The following is a 16505-nucleotide window of genomic DNA, read 5'->3' as shown; positions in this document are numbered from 1 at the left end:
TTTCTATTTTTTGCTTTCGCTCAGTTGCGTATGGCACGACTGGCACCCGGCCATGCCGTTCGCCTGACGCTAGACCACAACGTGCAGTAAAGACACGAGATAGGAGGTAGGAGATAGGAGATAGGAGATAGGAGATTTTCAGGGACTACTCGGGAACATACATACCAGAAGCTTCGGTGCAATGGGCATTTACCGAAGTGCAAAGAAACTGAAGTATCACAAGGGTATCATTGCTGATCTTCCATTATCGTTATGTTATATTTCAGATTGTTTTAAAACGTAACATAAGGAAATGATTATGAAAAAGAGACATATGGCATGCTTGCTCTATATATTGATGGGAATTGCAGAATACGCAAACGCTAACTCAACAATTCAAGCACTCGCAAACTGCGATGCATCATTTTTTAAAGAAATACAGAATGATGGGAATTTAAAGTCGCTCATCCCTTCGTTAGATATATCCATGTTAAAAACCACCGGAAAATTATCGTTCCCGACCACATTTACATCCCCGGAAGGCATTGAGGTTAATAGTTTTATTGTTACTTATACCGACTTTGATAAATACAAAGAAATTAGCACATTTGATGTGAAAGGCCAATTCTACTATTGGGGATTTGAGTCCCTTCAATCCTTTAATGAGATTGTGAAAATTCTATCCCAGAAAATCAACCTAGTTAAAATTGGAAATATTTACACCTACAACCCAATGATACGAAACACCGTTGATGGCCAATGGATGGCTAATAACTCAGCCGTTGACGGTGTAGCACCAGAAGAGAACTCAGCAGAAAAATTGTTTATAATAGAAGACAATAAAGAGAAAGGTGTTGTGAGTATCATGTGTACATTACAAGGGGAAATTACTGACAAAGACTTATATCTTACTGGGTTATTGAAAAAATGAAAAAATACAACCAATTGATCATCACACTCTTAGGTTTCGCACTCATATCAGGTTGTAGCAGCGAAAAATCAAAAGACACATCTCCACCACCAGGGTATACCAAATTATTCCAGGGAAGCGACTCGATTACCTACCTGAAGAAAATGGACTCGTGGCATTACCAGGGCAATAGCGACATTATTCAATTTGAGATGATTATTTCATTCTTTAAAGAGGATACGGTAGTTGGTAAAAAGTTTCAATCCTTAAAAGAAAAAATACTTTATGATTGCAATACCGAAAATAAGTACACAAAACTCCCCATTGGCTTCTTCTCTGACAAATATGCAACGGGAAAAGCGATTGTTCCCTACCCACTCAGTTCGAGCAGGTGGCTTATCGCAGAAAATAACAGTCTTGACGCTATTGGATGGCAAAATTATTGCGTGAAATATAAGAAGGCCATCGACGCACAAAGTTGACAATCCACTTTAATAAAAGAGGCTTATTTCGAGCCTCTTTTATGACATATATCAAACACACTAATCCTTCTCCTTGTTGAATATCGGGCTGATGCTGCCGTCGTTGGCATGTTCGGTATCCCGGTTTAGCTGCGCCACATCCTGTTGCTGTTTGTCGGTGTCACGGACTATCAGCGTTCCCTCACTGACCCCGGCTTTTGTCGTACCCTCGGCGTGCCCGCTGTTGTTGGCACCCGACAAGGTGCCGCCGGCAGTTACACATAAAAGCAACTACCCCAGCCAAGGACAGGCAACTACTTACGGATGGTAAGGCTGGTAATCTTCGAATTCCCAAGCAAAAACACGAGAGAGTTTCTGAGCAATCTCCATCCAGTCATCGCCTTCACATTGATCGATGTAATCGGTGATGGTTTTGGTTATCTCATCCAAATCGTATTTACGTACCAGCAACGTGTGACGCATCAGTTCCGGCAGCCAGTGGTGCTTGCAGAGCCATTCAGGGGTGCAGATAAAAACATCAAAATGATTGATTCCCTCCTCCCCTACTGGCCCTATACATAAATGAGCTAAAAATTGAAAACAATCATTCTGCTCAGGTTGATAGCTTGATAAATCAAACCAATCACAGCCAATACTTCTTAGAGATGCCTTCATTATTTTCCACCCAAAATGTTTAAGTGACCGTTACCAATCTTATCCATTTTTCCTGTTTCAATATTCTTTGTATAACTTTCAAAGTTGGCCTGAGTTCCTGTTGGATTTAACGAACCTGGAGTATTTGGCTTTTCTTTTGGCGAACGGTAAATTCTGGTTCCATCGGCACTTACTAACCCTGTACCATCACTCGTTGGTCGTGCCCCTTCCCCAACCCAAATTTTACCCAAGCAATCGGCTTCTTCTTTGCTGCCTGAGCCAATTAGGAGGCGCTGATACCCGCCGTGTTGGTGGCGCCTTGTGCTGCACCTCTGTCTCCCGGCTGCAAGCCGGCGGCGGCGTTTTTCGCCTCAGCAGACGCGATCACTACACTCGAGTTTACCCCGGTCCTCATGACAACTGACGTTTCAGCATCACACACTCTAGATCACCACCGTCACCGATAAGACCACCTGGCGCGAACTCTGCCAGGCCAGCCAACAGCGGCAAGATTTGGGGGCCGACCAGGCGCGAGAGAACGGCGAGCAGGTTATCGCTGGCGACTGGCTAAGTCAGCCCGGGATCACCGAGGCGGAACACCTGGAGGTCTCTGCTGCGCCCAGTGTGATCCGGTTGCGGCGGCGAGAAGTGGGAGGATTTAGAGATTAGAAGCACAACCCCGGTCAAGACCGGGGTTACTGTTTTAATTCAGAAGATCCATTGAAACATTGCCTGTATCAAAGAACTCTTTAAAGATCCTGACAACAAGATCAAAGTCCTTAGTAAGCTGCCGCTTCGGCCAGTAATTACCAAGAATCATGACATTTTCCCCAGAAGAAGAAGTTTGATCCCATATAGACCTTACATCGCTCCCAGACTCATCATATTCAAGCAAAGTCACCAGATAAAAGCCATTCTCTGCCTCAACACTGAGTCTTTCAGGCCCAACTTCTGGAGCATTAATGATCCTAATATTTACACTACCACTACTATTCTTCAAAATATTTAAAAAATCGAGCACATCGGGCCATAAAGGGGACTCATTTCTGGCATATTTCTCACCAGCCAATAGACACGAAAGTTCATAATTCATCATTTTGCCGGCCCTCGGTTCTCTATTTTTTTCATCCCTTGCTGCCAAAAAAGAACGTTACCAGTTGCTTCTTCGTATATCGTCAGTGACTTTAATCCGGCCTTTTCTGCCATAGTTCTTACATCACTCAGACAGTAGTTACATACTTCCTTACCAGCTACACTCATCGCCATTTCACGCCCTTGAGTCATTCCTTTATCAAAGGCTTGCTGAATCACACCTATTTCTGCATGAGCGGTGCCCATATTTCCATTAGGGTAATTTTTATCAGGCCTCTTATCTATCTTGGCCTGTACCACATCGTTGATAAGAGTCGGTTTATTAAAATCGGCTAACTGTGAAGGTCTAATACCTTGGTTAGTATCAGTAAACTTACTACCATCTACGTTCCCTTTCGCCACGACCTTCAGATTCGCATCAACAATCTTACCAAGCTGTTTCGCTGCCGCTGAACCAAGCACAGGAGTCAATGAGGCCGCTACAATCTTCATCCCATCATAGGTTTCGATGTAAGCCTCTGCCGTAGCCTTATCTACGCCAAGCTGCACCATGGCATAGTTCACCATCGCATCTTTCACCTGTTGCTGACTCTGCGCATCAACACTGGTGATATTCAGCAGGTTCACTATCTGGCCGTAAGCATCCGCGTATTGCTGGCTCACCTTCGAGTTATACGGCCCGGTTTCATACTCACCCTTGGCCGCGATAACCTCCAGTCTCGCCGCACCACAGGCCGCACTGGCTGCCGCACCATTTCCGCAGGCCTCTATCACCTTCTTGTCGCTGGCGATATCCTTTTCACGCAGTTCATTAATCGTCTGCTGGGCCTGCTCACGCTCTGCCGGATCTTTGCTGTTCTAGAGTTTCTGCTTCGCTAACTCAAGCTTCGTCTTTTCTTCCACACTCAGATAGTTATTCTCAACTGCATTCTTACCCGCCTGCCCGCCGGTCACGGCTCCCGCAGTATCCCCCGTCGCCAGACCGCCTGCAAGCCCTGCAGCCAACTGACTCAGCGCGCTCAGCTGCTGTTTCTCGCTTTCGCTCAGCTGCTGCGCCGTTTTGCCCGGGAACAGCTGGCCGGCAATGTAGCGCGCCGCCAGTTCACCGCCGCCCGCACCCAGCCCCCCTGCTGCGGCTGACTGGTTATTCAGCTGCGCGGTCACCGCGTCCAGCACTGCATGCGCCATCGCATTGGCGGCCATGTTGTCTTCACCGACCCGCTTCTTGATTTCCGTCGCTAGGTACGGCGAGGCGCCGCTTGCCAGCGCCCCCGCCAGGTTATTGCCTGCCAGCGCCGTCAGCGCCCCCGTCACCGCCTGCGCCGCCTTCTGCAGGTCGCTGCCGGTGCCATATTGCCGCATCGCGTTGTCGTATGCCCGCTGCATCACCGCCGCATCGGTCGTCGGTTTACCGCTCTTCTCAAGCTGCTCCCTGGCCTGCGCCAGCGCCACCGGGTCTTTCTGCGCCTTCAGCCCGGCGATATCTCCCTGCGTGCGGATGACGTCCATCGCCTGGCCGCCAATCTCCCCAATCAACTGCGCCTGCTTGAGCCGGTTTTGCTCCTTCTCCTTGTTGAATATCGGGCTGATGCTGCCGTCGTTGGCATGCTCGGTATCCCGGTTCAGCTGCGCCACATCCTGCTGCTGTTTGTCTTTGTCGCGAACTATCAGCGTACCTTCGCTGACCCCGGCCTTCGTCGTGCCCTCGGCATGCCCGCTGTTGTTGGCGCCCGACAGCATGCCGCCGGCCATGTTGGTCAGCAGGTCTTTGCCCACCGGCCCGCCGGTGCTGAAGCTGCCGCCGCTGTGCGTCGCGCTGTAGTCCGCCTGGTTGTGAATGTCCTTCCAGCCCAGCGTGCCGGTATCGAAGCGGTTCTTCTCTTTGTCCGCTTGGCTTGCAATAACGGCGCCGTCGAGCTGGGTGTGTTCTTTGACCTTGACGTCATACCCGCCCTTGCCGGCAAACAGCCCGGTCTGCTCTTTCACCGAGTCGAAGTTGCTGTGCAGCTTGTCCTTGCTGGCGCTTACGTTGGCTGAGCCGGTCATCGAGCCGAAGGTGAAGCTGCCGCCCGCGCTGGCGTTTTGCTGTTTGGCGTCATAGCGGTCGCTGTCTTGTTGGCTTTGCAGCGTCAGGTCACGGCCCACGTCGACGGTAACCTTTTCTCCGCTGGCCTGCGCGCCGGTCAGCCGGGTGTCGCGGCCGCTGGTCACCTTGAGATTACTGCCGGTATCCAGGGTAGTTTCGGTATGGGTCAGGCCGTTGCCGTTCTCATGCCAGTGCAGGTCCGTTCTCCAGTATCTGCGTCGCCATCGCGTGACGGAACAAATGGCAGCTCCCTTTGTCGATGCCTGACGCTCACGGCACCACCGCATTGGGATGCCGTGAGCCCCGCTACCTTACTTCAATGTCTTTAATAACTCATCCAGTAGTTCAGAAGCATCGTGTTTATATTCTGATTCCCAACGTGTTTGCCAGTCTGCGGGACGGCCTTCACTCTCCCATTCAGACAGAGCAAGTGCATTGATAATTTCTAGTTCAAACCATATTTTCTGATAATTATCTCTATTGTGCTCATTTTCAAATAGCTCATTTAGCTGAGGCAAATCTTCTGCGTAACTGACGAACCTCGCAAAGCTAATGACATCACTTAATGAATGAAGCGCATACTCACAGATATCATTCTTCTCATTTATCGCCATATTTAACCGTGACCACTCTACCAGATTCGTTCGTAACTACGGATACTTTACTCTCAGGATCAAAGTGTACTGTTGTTCCGCCTCGGCTAGGAGTCGATTTTCCATTTTTAATGGTATTCTCAACAACAGAAGGCGTTATTCCTCGATCCTGCATTCTGTCTAAGGCGTGCCCTGAATATTCTCGATTTCTGATCGTACCCGGCTGATTCCTTACAGGTTGATAAGATGGGTTACTTGGCTGATTCATCGGATTGCGCTTACTTCCCATTGGGAGAGTGGCAGATACTTCATCACTGGCCTTGTTAATCAGCCTGGACGCTTCAGCAACATCCCCTTTCTTCAGCGCTGTCTCTGCCGCCTTGATCGCTTTGCCCGCGGCATCACCCGCACCCGGTATAATCCCTATCGCCGCTACCAAGTAATCCAGCGCACTCTGCGCTTCCGCAAAGCTCTTGATATCCCCAACCACCGGCACAAAATCTGCACCTGTCGACAGGATATCTTTCAGTTCTTCCCGGCGCTCAGTATACATCTTCACCGAGCACGCTTCCGCGCTCATTCCGGCACAGTTTTGCTGCTTATAACGTTCGTTCTCTGCGTCGACACGTTCTTCGGCTACCTGCTGAGGTGTCTTACCCTGAGATACAGCGTCAACAAGATCACTCAGCGCGTTATTCTCCACCGCATTCTTCCCAGCCTGCCCGCCGGTCACCGCTCCCGCAGTATCCCCCGTCGCCAGCCCGCCTGCAAGCCCCGCAGCCAGTTGGCTCAGCGCGCTCAGCTGCTGTTTCTCGCTTTCGCTCAGCTGCTGCGCCGTTTTGCCCGGGAACAGCTGGCCGGCAATGTAGCGCGCCGCCAGTTCACCGCCGCCCGCACCCAGCCCCCCTGCTGCGGCTGACTGGTTATTCAGCTGCGCGGTCACCGCGCCCAGCACTGCATGCGCCATCGCATTGGCGGCCATGTTGTCTTCACCGACCCGCTTCTTGATTTCCGTCGCCAGGTACGGCGAGGCGCCGCTTGCCAGCGCCCCCGCCAGGTTATTGCCTGCCAGCGCCGTCAGCGCCCCCGTCACCGCCTGCGCCGCCTTCTGCAGGTCGCTGCCGGTGCCGTATTGCCGCATCGCGTTGTCGTATGCCCGCTGCATCACCGCCGCATCGTTCGTCGGTTTGCCGCTCTTCTCAAGCTGTTCCCTGGCCTGCGCCAGCGCCGCCGGGTCTTTCTGTGCCTTCAGCCCGGCGATATCCCCCTGCGTGCGGATGACGTCCATCGCCTGGCCGCCAATCTCGCCGATAAGCTGCGCCTGTTTGAGCCGGTTTTGCTCCTTCTCCTTGTTGAATATCGGGCTGATGCTGCCGTCGTTGGCATGCTCGGTATCCCGGTTAAGCTGCGCCACATCCTGCTGCTGTTTGCCGGTGTCGCGAACTATCAGCGTACCTTCGCTAACCCCGGCCTTTGTCGTGCCCTCGGCGTGCCCGCTGTGGTTGGCGCCCGACAGCATGCCGCCGGCCGTGTTGGTCAGCAGATCCTTGCCCACCGGCCCGCCGGTGCTGAAGCTGCCGCCGCTGTGCGTTGCGCTGTAGTCCGCCTGGTTGTGGATGTCCGTCCAGCCCAGCGTGCCGGTATCGAGGCGGTTTTTCTCCTTGTCAGCTTGGCTTGCAATCACAGCGCCGTCGAGCTGGGTGTGTTCTTTGACCTTGACGTCATACCCGCCCTTGCCGGCAAACAGCCCGGTCTGCTCTTTTACCGAGTCGAAGTTGCTGTGCAGTTTGTCCTTGCTGGCGCTAAAATTCGCCGAGCCGCTGCCGGCGCCGATCGGCACGCTGATCCCGCCGCTCATCTGGGTCTGCCTGGCATCATAGCGGTCGCTGTCCTGCTGGCTTTCCAGCGTCAGGTCACGGCCCACGTCGACGGTAACCTTTTCTCCGCTGGCCTGCGCGCCGGTCAGCCGGGTGTCGCGGCCGCTGGTCACCTTGAGATTACTGCCCGCATCCAGGGTGGTTTCGGCATGCGTCAGGCCGTTGCCGTTCTCATGCCCCTTGCCGGCATTGACGCCGGCCGAGACGCTGATGCCGTACCCGCCCGAGCCTGCGCCGATGCCGACACCGACGTTGCCGCCTTTGCTGCTGTTCTTGCCGACGGTGCTTTCGCTGTTCTGCGCCGACTGCAGGGTAATGTCCCGCGCCGCATCGAGCGACAGGTCTTTGCCCGCTTTCAGTTGGCTGCCGGTGACGACGATATCGCCACTTTGCGCGTTGTGGTTCTTGCCGCTCGCCGTTATCGACAGGTTTTGCCCGGCGGTGAGCGTGCTGCCCTGCGACTGGTGGCTGTCGGTGCGGGTTTCGCTCTTCGACGACTGGCTGCCGTAGGAGGCGCTGATACCCACCGTATTGGTGGCGCCCTGCGCCGCACCTTCGTCTCCCGGCTGCAAGCCGGCAGCGGCGTTTTTCGCCTCCGCCGAGGCGGTCAGCGCATTATCCCGCTCCCAGGCCTGTGCAGCCTGCACGCCGGACAGTGCCGCCTTGGTGTTTTGCAGCGCGTTCAGGCGCCCATCGCCTTCTTTTCGCGCCTGCTGCGCCGAGCTGACGGCGGTGTTGAGCGCGCCGCCCACGGTGCCCGACAGCGCAACGCTTAGGCCGCTCTGCTTCTGCTCGTAAGTCTCTTTACGCGTGCGCGCATCAACGCCGGGATCGATAGTCACGCTGTCGCCGGTAAGAGCCAGATCTTTGCCCGCCACCAGGTCGGCGCCGCCGATGTGCAGTTGGTTGCCCGCCGTGATGTTGACGCTGCCCTGGCTGCTGCCGACGGTGCTGACGCTTTGGCTTTGGGTCCGGCCTTTCTCGTCGATTTCGTGTTTGCTCGACTGTTTACCAATGGTGAAGCCGATGCCGCCGCTGCCCAGCAGGCCGCTTTTTTTCTTCTCTTCCAGCCGGTAATGCGTGTCGCTCTCGGTGGCCGCGCCGATGTCGACGTTACGGCCTGCCTGCAGGTTCACGTCCTGGTCGGCGGCAATGGCCGAGCCGGTGACCGTCAGATCGTTGCCGGCGCTGACGCTGACGCTGTTGCCGCTGAGCAGGCTGCCTTTCTCGCGTGTGGTGGCGTCATGCGCCACGCTGTGGCTGCTGCTTTTTTTCAGGAAACCTTTTTTCTGTGACCGCTCTTCACTGAGGGCCGACTCGCGTTCAGTGGCGGTATTGAGGGTCACATCCTGCTTCGCCTGCAGGGCGATGGCGCCCTGGTCGCTGTGCAGGGTGCTGCCGGTAACCGTGACGTCGCCTTCACGCCCGATCACGGTCACACCCTCGCGCCCGCTGAAGGTGCTGCCGGTGCTGATTTCGCGCTCGGTTTGCTCTTCGCGATGGCTCTTGGTTTTGCCTTCGCGCTTGTTTTCGCTGTCCTGGTCCTGCGTGCGGGTACGCGCGTCTTTAATGCTCACGTCCCGTGCGCTGACGCCAATACGCCCCTCTTTACTGTCAATCTGCGCGCCTTCGGCCAACAGGCGGTTGCCCGCCACCAGGGTGACGCCCTGGTCTCCGCCGAGTGCGCTTACTGTCAGGCGCTCTTCCTGGCGGTCGTTGCTGACTGATGAAGTACGGCTGTTGGCGTCCAGGTGCGTGGTGTTGGTGGTCGTCTCGGCCCGGATGTTGATATCGCCGCCGGCCTGCACGCGGGTGCTGCCGGCGGCGCTGGCCTGGCTGCCCGTGAACGTGACGTCTCGCCCGGCATTGAGCGAGAGGTTGCCGCCAGCGTTAAGCTGACTCCCCAGAGCCTGCTGCCATTCGCCGCTGACGTGCGCCATCCGGGAGCCTGCCGCTTCCGTGCCGCCGCGGGTGCGGTTACCCATTGAACCGGAGATAACCTCAAGATCGGCGGTATGGCTGCTTTTGGCGGCGGTGATGGTCAGATCGTTACGCGCGCTCAGGCTGAGCGTATCGGTCGCATCCAGTTTCGCTCCGGTGAGCGTGATATCGGTGCCACGCAGGCGAATGTCGCCGGCGCTCATGGTCGCCTGGCGCAGCGCGTCCTGCAGGTTAGTGCTCATGGCCAGACTGTCTGCCTGCACGTCAATGCTGCCTGCCCTGACGTCGCCGCCCTGATGCAGGAACTGCCCGGCGTCAACCGTCAGGGCTTTTTCGGCAAACAGGTTGCCGGCATTGGTGATGCTGTTTGCCGAGAGTTGCAGATCACCGCCACCAATTAGCGCGCCATCGCCGGTCAGGCGCAGCGTAGCCTGTGCCAGATACACCTTCGGCACCCACACCGTTTGCGGGCCGCCTTCCGTTTGCACCGTCTCGCTCACCAGCCAGACGATATCCTGTTGCAGCGCCGCAATCTGCTCCGGCGTCAACGCCACGCCCGGCACCAGATGGAAGTCCTGGGCGACTTTGCTGCCGTTGTTCATCAGTTGCTGGTACTGCTCCATCGCATCCCAGCCCTTGACGGACGGTTTACCGGTCAGCGCCAGCACCTGCTCACGCACCAGACGCTGCTCGTAAAAGCCGTCCCCCAGGCGCTTATGGGCCTGCGCGGGGTCATACCCTACGCGCTCGAGCATGTAGTCGCTGCTGATAAAGTTGTCGCGGCGGGTAAAGCGTTCATCGGTTACCACCAGGAACGGGCTGCCGGTCGCCGTATGTTGACTAAACAAGCCGTTATTGGGGATGGCGGTGGCCACATTGCCCAGATGCTGTAACTGCGTCAGCGCCAGCTCAGACGGCAGCAGTGGGCGCCCCAGCGGCGAGGACGGCGTGGCGCCCGGTCTTGTCATTTGCTCACCCGGCGCCAGCGTCGTATCGCCGTCAGGTCGGGCAGCGCCCTCTACCGTGAAGGCCAGCGGATTGCGCTCAAGCTCGGCGCGTTCGGCATCCACCGCCTTTAACGCCGCATCAAGTTGACTGATTTGCGCCTGATTGACCGTGGTGTTGGTGATGCGGGCTCCGTTGATGGTGACCGTGCCATTGCCGGTGATCAGCCCGTCAACGGTCGCCAGCGCCGTGGTTTCGTCCCGATTGAACGTGGGATACCAGTGATGCGTGTCCTTGTCATAATGGTCAACGATAGCCGCCTGACGCCGCTCGTTAACCGAGTAACCGCGGTTGTCCACGCTGCCGCCGCCGTCCTGCGTCAGATTGCCGTTGGCCGTAATGACGCTGGCGTCATTGAGCAACGTTCCCGTGATGCGCAGCACCATGTTGCCGCCGGCCAGAATACGCGCGCCGATCCCCTCACTCACCAGCTTATCGCGCGTCACCGTGCCGCTCTCGGTACGTTCGCGGAAGTTGTTGTAATCGGTGATGAACGGCGCGCTGTCGATATCGACATGCTTTTCGGGATCCCAGGTCATCACCTGCGTCCAGTCGTGCTCCCAATGGAAGCCGTTTTGATAAGGCGTCGGGATGGTCGCCAGCTGATTGCCCCCACGCGTTTCATAGAACGTCATCGCATAGCTGCCATCGGCATTCGGCTTGAGCGCCAGGTAGTTGACCCACAGGTCGGTCAATTGGCCCTTATTGTCCTTGACCCGTACCTGTGCGCGCTTGCCCGCCGCATCAATGGCCAGCAGTGTGCCGTAGCGGTTGGTTTGCGCCGCCGCGTCATCCTGATAGGTCAGCTGCTGGGTGATCGGTGCCATGGTGCTTTTATCGGGATTGACCTTTGAACCGTAGGAGCGCCAGTAGTAGTTGTAGCGGTGCCATTTGTAGTCGCTCTTCTCGGCGTTACGCTCAATCACCAGCCCTTCGCGCAGGTTGTTCAGGCGACGCGCTTCCACGGTGGCGTCACCGTCCGCTTCGATAAAGCTGGCCCGGTTTTCAATCAGGTCATCGCTGTGCAGGTGCAGACGGTCGGCGCTGTAAATCAGCGCGCCCTCCCGGTTGGTCAGCCGCTCACCGGCCTGCACCGTCAGGCTGTGGGTCGCCGCCATCACCGCAGGCGCACCGTGGTTGTCGATAATGCGCCCGTTCACGGTGATGTCGTCGCCCATCAGCGCCGCGGCGTTGTCCAGGGTATCGACGTTCAGCGTCATGCTGTCCGCCTCAAGACGCCCGGTGTTTTGCAAGGCTCCGGTCGTCAGCTGCAGCGTTTTGCCCACCAGCGCCGCCGGATTGGTGATGCTGGCAGCATGGAGCGCCAGCTTGCCGGGCAGCAACCAATCCGCCAGGTTGGTGAAGGCGCCGCTCAGAGAGAACGTCACCGTACCGTTACTGCTGATCGTTTCGCCGGCCTGATGGATGTAGTCCTGCTGCGCGGACAGCGTCAACGCCTGCAGCCCCAGCAGGGTACCGTTCTGATTATCCAAGGTACGCGCATGCAAGGTAAGTTGCCCGGCGCTCTCCACTCGCCCGCCCTGGTTGAGCAGCGCCAGCGGCGAGTCGGTCCGTGACCGGTCAGTATTGATATTGAGGTTGCCGTTGGCCAGGATCCGCCCCTGGCGGTTGTCCAGCTGCGTTACCCCCGAGAGGGTCATCTGGCCGCTACTCTGCAGGCGGCCTGCGGTATTGTCGATATCACGAGAGGTGATATCGGTGCGCGTGGTGCCCAGTATCAACCCGCCATCGCGATTGTTCAGGCGCTCGGCCTGCACATCCAGTTCCGCCTGGCTGCTGAGCGTGCCCTGACCGCTGTTATCGAGCGTCCCGGCCTTGAGCGCCAGCCCGTAGGTTGACACTAATTGCCCACCCCGGTTGTTGACCTGCGCCCCCTCAAGCGTGAGCGCGTCGCCGCTGTGCACCTTGCCATGCTGATTGTTAAGCCGGTCGAGTCGGTAGGTGCCCGCCCCCTGACTGATGAGCGTACCACCGGTATTATCCAGTTGCTTTGATGCCACCGTGATGCCGCCGCGGCTGCTGAGTACGCCGCGTGTATTATTGATACCGGCGGCCGACACCTCTTGCCCGCCATTGCTGCGCACTGCACCGCCGGTATTTTCCAGCAAACCAAGAATGCGCAGCGCCACGCGTTGCTGGCCGTCTATCGTCCCGCCGGCATTATTCAGCGCCTGCGCATCAAACGTCAGCGCATCGCCGCCCTGTATTTTCCCGCCGCGGTTGTCCAGCCCGCCGTTCAAATTGAGCCGCAGCTGCTTCTGGCTGTAGAGTTGCCCCGCCTGGACGTTATCAAGGCTGCGGGCGGCGATAGTCAGCGCCTGGCCCGCCAGCCATTCGCCGCCGGTGTTATTGATGGCGCCGGCGTGCTCGCCGTCAGCGGCCCCTTGTACGGTCAGTTGCCCCTGCGCCGAGACCTTACCGCTGCGGTTATCGATATCCTGCTTGATGCGCAGCGCCAGGTTTTGCGCCGATTGCATCACGCCCCGGGCGTTATCCAACCAGTCAGCCGTAAGCTGTGTTTCCTGCCGGCTCTGTACGCTGCCCTGCGTATTGTCAAAACCGCCGCTGATGGCCCGCCAGCTCCCCAGGCTGCCCATCCAGCCCTGCGTGTTGACGATATCCTGTGCCTGCAACACCTGAGACGATTGACTGAAAACTCGCCCCTGGCGGTTATCCAGTTTGCCGGTGAACTGCATGTCCAGGCTATCCAGCGCGTTGATGGCGCCCTGAGCATTGAGCAGACTGGCGGCGCGCACCTGCGTGCGGCCATTGCCGGTCAAGGTGCCGTTTTGGTTATCCCAGCCCCCCGCCAGATTCAGAGAAAGCGCCTGGCCGCCCAGCACCACCCCTGCGGCGCGGTTGGTCAACTGGCCTCCCTGCAGAGACAGATCGCCGCCGCTCTGCAGGGAGCCGCCGTCATTATCGAACAGGCTGGCTGCTCCGCCGTTAACGGCAAGGGCCTGCTGCGCGGTCAGTTTGCCGGAACGGTTGAGGATATTGCCTGCGGCGTCAAGCGTCAGGCCTCCGCCGGACTGCAGCCGCCCGCCGGTATTGTCGAGCGACTGCGCGTTGGCGGTGACCTGCCGGCCACCTTGTGCGGTGCCGCCCTGATTGTCCCAATCGCCATCGGTGTTGACGGCGAGTGCGCTGCCGCCTTCAAGCCAGCCGGCGGCGTTGCTCAACCCTTGCTTCGCCGTCAGGTTCGCATCCTGCCTGGCGACCACCTTGCCCTGAGCGTTATCGAGGCGCTGCGCCGTTAGCGTGAGCGACTCGCCGCTGATTTCCCCCTCGCGGTTGCCAAGCACGCCCGACGCAGTGAGAGAGAGTCTCTGCCCGCCCAGCAGCTTGCCGGCCTCGTTGTGGATGTCTCGCGCTGACACCGTGGTTTGCCCATTCCCCTGCACCCTACCGTGATGATTGCTCAGCTCGCCCTCACTGCTCACCGTCAGCATCTCATCGGCGCCCAGCAGCCCCTGCGTGTTGTCCAGCCCCTGACGGGCATGCAGGTTAAGCCGTTGTCGGCCAATCACCTTGCCCTGCTTGTTGTCGAGACGGTCAGACTGCACCGTCAGCACCGTAGCACTGATTTCACCGCCGCGGTTGGTGGCGTTGCCCGAGGTCTTCAGGGTTGATGTATGGCCTGAAAGCAGCTTACCGCCGTCGTTGTTGAGATTGCTCGCCGTTGCCGTGACGGCCGTTTCACCTTGCGCCGTGCCGCCACGGTTGTCCCAGTCGCCGGCGTGCACATTCAGCGCCTTGCCGGCGCCAATCAGGCCGCGTTGGTTATCCAGGCGGCCGGCCGTCATTTCGAGATTTCCCTGGCCGATGACCTGCCCCTGCGCGTTATCCAGCCGTTGTACCGCCAGACGCACGTCATCGCCGCTCAGGGTGCCGGACTGGTTATTCAGATCGCTACCTGCCTCAAGCCTCAGGCCGTTCCCGGCCAGCAGGTTGCCGCCGGCATTATTCACCGCGCCATCAGCATGGAGCGTGAACCCCGCCTGGGTTTTTATCGTGCCGCGCTGGTTATCGAGGCGACCGGCGTCGAGGCGAAGAGCTCCGTTGCTGCCCATCGTGCCACCGCCATTGTCGAGCAGGCCACCCACTCGCCAGTGCTGCGCCGTTTCCCCCAACGCCACCAGGCGACCGCGCTGATTGACCAGCCGGCCGGACGAAAGCCGGAGGCTCTGCGTCTCGATGGTGCCGTCACTGTTATCCAGTGCGCCTGCCAGGGTGAAACGGCTCTCACCGTCACCGGTCTGAGACCAGGTCGCCTGTTGGTTGAACAGGCTGTCAGCATCGACCGCCCAGCGCCCGGCCTTGACCTTGGCCTGCTGCGCATCCACATTTCCCTTCGTGCTCACGGCCAGCTCACCGCTGTCTACGGTGGACTGGCGCAAGGCCACGCCGCCCTCGCGGGCCGCCAGCGCGGTGCGGCCGGCCGCAACCTGCGCGCCGCTGATATCCACCCGCCGCCCGGACGCGTTGACGTTCTTTTTACCGAGCAGACTGCCACTGGCGCGGATATCGCCCTGGCTATCAAGCTGCAGATTGGCATCATGGACCAGCGCGCTTTCGGCATTACTGCCCGCCAGCAGGTGGCCGCTGCTTTGGATGCCGCGCGCGGCGTTCAGGTGCACATTCCCGGCCGCCGCCAGTGTACCGGACTGCGTCAACATTCCCTCGCGACTCTGCACGGCCAGTTGGCCACCGCTGTACACTTTGCCGTGCGTCTCGATGTCGCCTTTTGCCGCCAATTGAATATCGCCGCCGGCCTGGGTGGCCGCATCCGGCGCATCAGAGCGCCAACTGAGCTTGCCTTCGCTGCTCACGGTGAGCGTTTTGCCCGCCCGGACCTGTCCGCCCTGGTTACGCACGCCGACGCCGGCTTCGGTGCCGATCATGCGGATACTGCCGCTGTACATGCCGCCCATCTGCCCCATGTCGATGGCAAGCTCAGGCCTGGCACTGCCGTCGTCCGAAAGCGGCGCGGCGGTTTTGCCGTCCGCGCTCACGCGGTTACGACCGGCCACCACCGACACGCCTTCTTTAGCCCAGACGCCGGCGTTGACCTCCACCGCGCGCGCCAGAATGTCGACGTACTCGGTATCATGACGGGTATCGCCGTTGAGCCCACCGCCCTCGATGCGCACCACGCCGCGCTCGACCTGGTAGCCCGCCACGCTGCCATCGGCGTTCAGTTGCGGTTTGCCGGTGGTCAGCGTCATGCGCCCAGCGTTGATGGTGCCGCAGCCGTTGCAGACAATGCCGGCGGGGTTGGCCACAATCACCTGCGCCTTGCCGCCGGCCACTTCCATAAAACCGCGCAGCTGGCTGGGATTGTTGCTGTTGACTTCGTTGAGGATGACGCGAGCCGGCGCGGAATTGGGATTGAGATTAGGGTTACCCTGGATCATCCCGGCCATCTGGGTCGCGGTCATCACCGCCGAGTTGTTGAGGATGGCGCCTTTGGCGTCGACGTCGAACTGCTGATACTGATTATGTGAGACCCCAGCCTGGTTGGGGGCGGTGATGTTGACCTGCGGCAAGCCGTTCTGGGTAGTGATGACCTCCGGCCGCTGGGAAGGATTGGCACCGCCGTCCGCGACAATGCCGTCTGCCATGACGGGGCCGGCGAACATCAACAGCCCAAGCAGCCACACTGACCGACGCACGGTGACCCACAGACGACTTCCACCCGTTATTCCTGAACCGATGCGCTGCCCCGGCTCGCTGCTGCAGCTGCGGGCCAGTTCGGACACCACCCGCAACTCCCCGTGGGTGCGGCTGAAGATAAGGCGATAGCAATGTTTGTTCATAGGTCACATCCGTGAGAAAAGTCAGTCCGTTCAGATCAGCGCAGCAACGCTGCCGGTATCGCGATGT

Annotated in this window: 9 protein-coding genes and 2 pseudogenes; 2 read left to right on the top strand and 9 right to left on the bottom strand. The window is 58.3% G+C overall.

Going from position 1 to position 16505, the window contains the following annotated elements:
- The first annotated feature begins 298 nt into the window (after positions 1-298).
- Positions 299-910 carry a hypothetical protein gene (locus tag ACSBQQ_RS05170; RefSeq protein ID WP_033648472.1) on the top strand — a complete coding sequence of 204 codons (612 nt, stop codon included), beginning with the start codon at positions 299-301 and terminating at the stop codon, positions 908-910.
- A complete protein-coding gene (locus tag ACSBQQ_RS05165; protein WP_060427984.1) occupies positions 907-1371 on the top strand; it encodes a surface-adhesin E family protein in 465 nt (154 codons plus the stop codon). Before ACSBQQ_RS05170 ends, ACSBQQ_RS05165 begins: the two co-directional genes overlap by 4 nt.
- 63 nt (positions 1372-1434) lie before the next feature.
- Here the strand turns inward: ACSBQQ_RS05165 and ACSBQQ_RS05160 are convergent.
- The 9 genes and pseudogenes from ACSBQQ_RS05160 to ACSBQQ_RS05120 form a co-directional block, all read right to left on the bottom strand.
- Positions 1435-1611, bottom strand: a pseudogene (locus ACSBQQ_RS05160) (VENN motif pre-toxin domain-containing protein); the annotation flags it as partial.
- 57 nt (positions 1612-1668) lie between these two features.
- Entirely contained in the window at positions 1669-2025 is a 357-nt protein-coding gene (locus ACSBQQ_RS05155) for an immunity 8 family protein (protein ID WP_071883814.1), read from the bottom strand.
- Positions 2025-2255, bottom strand: coding sequence for a hypothetical protein (locus ACSBQQ_RS05150; protein WP_223181994.1), 231 nt, complete (start codon positions 2253-2255; stop codon positions 2025-2027). Before ACSBQQ_RS05150 ends, ACSBQQ_RS05155 begins: the two co-directional genes overlap by 1 nt.
- Positions 2256-2707: 452 nt before the next feature.
- Positions 2708-3100 (bottom strand): DUF6911 family protein, encoded by a 393-nt coding sequence (locus ACSBQQ_RS05145; protein WP_086556926.1) that lies wholly within the window; start codon positions 3098-3100, stop codon positions 2708-2710.
- Positions 3097-3663 carry a cytidine deaminase-like fold-containing protein gene (locus ACSBQQ_RS05140; protein ID WP_103826727.1) on the bottom strand — a complete coding sequence of 189 codons (567 nt, stop codon included), beginning with the start codon at positions 3661-3663 and terminating at the stop codon, positions 3097-3099. Before ACSBQQ_RS05140 ends, ACSBQQ_RS05145 begins: the two co-directional genes overlap by 4 nt.
- Positions 3664-3789: 126 nt before the next feature.
- Positions 3790-3924 (bottom strand): annotated as a pseudogene (locus ACSBQQ_RS05135) (DUF6862 domain-containing protein); the annotation flags it as partial.
- A 30-nt stretch (positions 3925-3954) separates the two neighbouring features.
- Complete coding sequence (locus ACSBQQ_RS05130) at positions 3955-5469, bottom strand: VENN motif pre-toxin domain-containing protein (RefSeq protein ID WP_230118423.1); 1515 nt, start codon at positions 5467-5469, stop codon at positions 3955-3957.
- 24 nt (positions 5470-5493) lie between these two features.
- The gene (locus tag ACSBQQ_RS05125) at positions 5494-5796 is read right to left on the bottom strand and encodes a hypothetical protein (protein WP_060427197.1); all 303 of its coding nucleotides are present in this window, start codon (positions 5794-5796) and stop codon (positions 5494-5496) included.
- Positions 5783-16438, bottom strand: a complete 10656-nt coding sequence (locus ACSBQQ_RS05120) for a hemagglutinin repeat-containing protein (RefSeq protein ID WP_060427982.1) — start codon at positions 16436-16438, stop codon at positions 5783-5785. Before ACSBQQ_RS05120 ends, ACSBQQ_RS05125 begins: the two co-directional genes overlap by 14 nt.
- Positions 16439-16505 lie beyond the last annotated feature (67 nt).

Source organism: Serratia sp. G204Y (assembly GCF_051172435.1).
GTDB lineage: Bacteria > Pseudomonadota > Gammaproteobacteria > Enterobacterales > Enterobacteriaceae > Serratia > Serratia sarumanii.
Note: the sequence above shows the minus strand (reverse complement) of the source record. Positions and strands in the feature narration are given on the sequence as shown.

Excerpts from the sequence above, each read along its gene's own strand:
- ACSBQQ_RS05170 (WP_033648472.1), top strand. The coding sequence starts at position 299 with ATGAAAAAGAGACATATGGCATGCTTGCTCTATATATTGATGGGAATT.
- ACSBQQ_RS05165 (WP_060427984.1), top strand. The coding sequence starts at position 907 with ATGAAAAAATACAACCAATTGATCATCACACTCTTAGGTTTCGCACTC.
- ACSBQQ_RS05155 (WP_071883814.1), bottom strand. The coding sequence starts at position 2,025 with ATGAAGGCATCTCTAAGAAGTATTGGCTGTGATTGGTTTGATTTATCA.
- ACSBQQ_RS05145 (WP_086556926.1), bottom strand. The coding sequence starts at position 3,100 with ATGATGAATTATGAACTTTCGTGTCTATTGGCTGGTGAGAAATATGCC.
- ACSBQQ_RS05140 (WP_103826727.1), bottom strand. The coding sequence starts at position 3,663 with ATGGTGAACTATGCCATGGTGCAGCTTGGCGTAGATAAGGCTACGGCA.
- ACSBQQ_RS05130 (WP_230118423.1), bottom strand. The coding sequence starts at position 5,469 with ATGCGGTGGTGCCGTGAGCGTCAGGCATCGACAAAGGGAGCTGCCATT.
- ACSBQQ_RS05125 (WP_060427197.1), bottom strand. The coding sequence starts at position 5,796 with ATGGCGATAAATGAGAAGAATGATATCTGTGAGTATGCGCTTCATTCA.
- ACSBQQ_RS05120 (WP_060427982.1), bottom strand. The coding sequence starts at position 16,438 with ATGAACAAACATTGCTATCGCCTTATCTTCAGCCGCACCCACGGGGAG.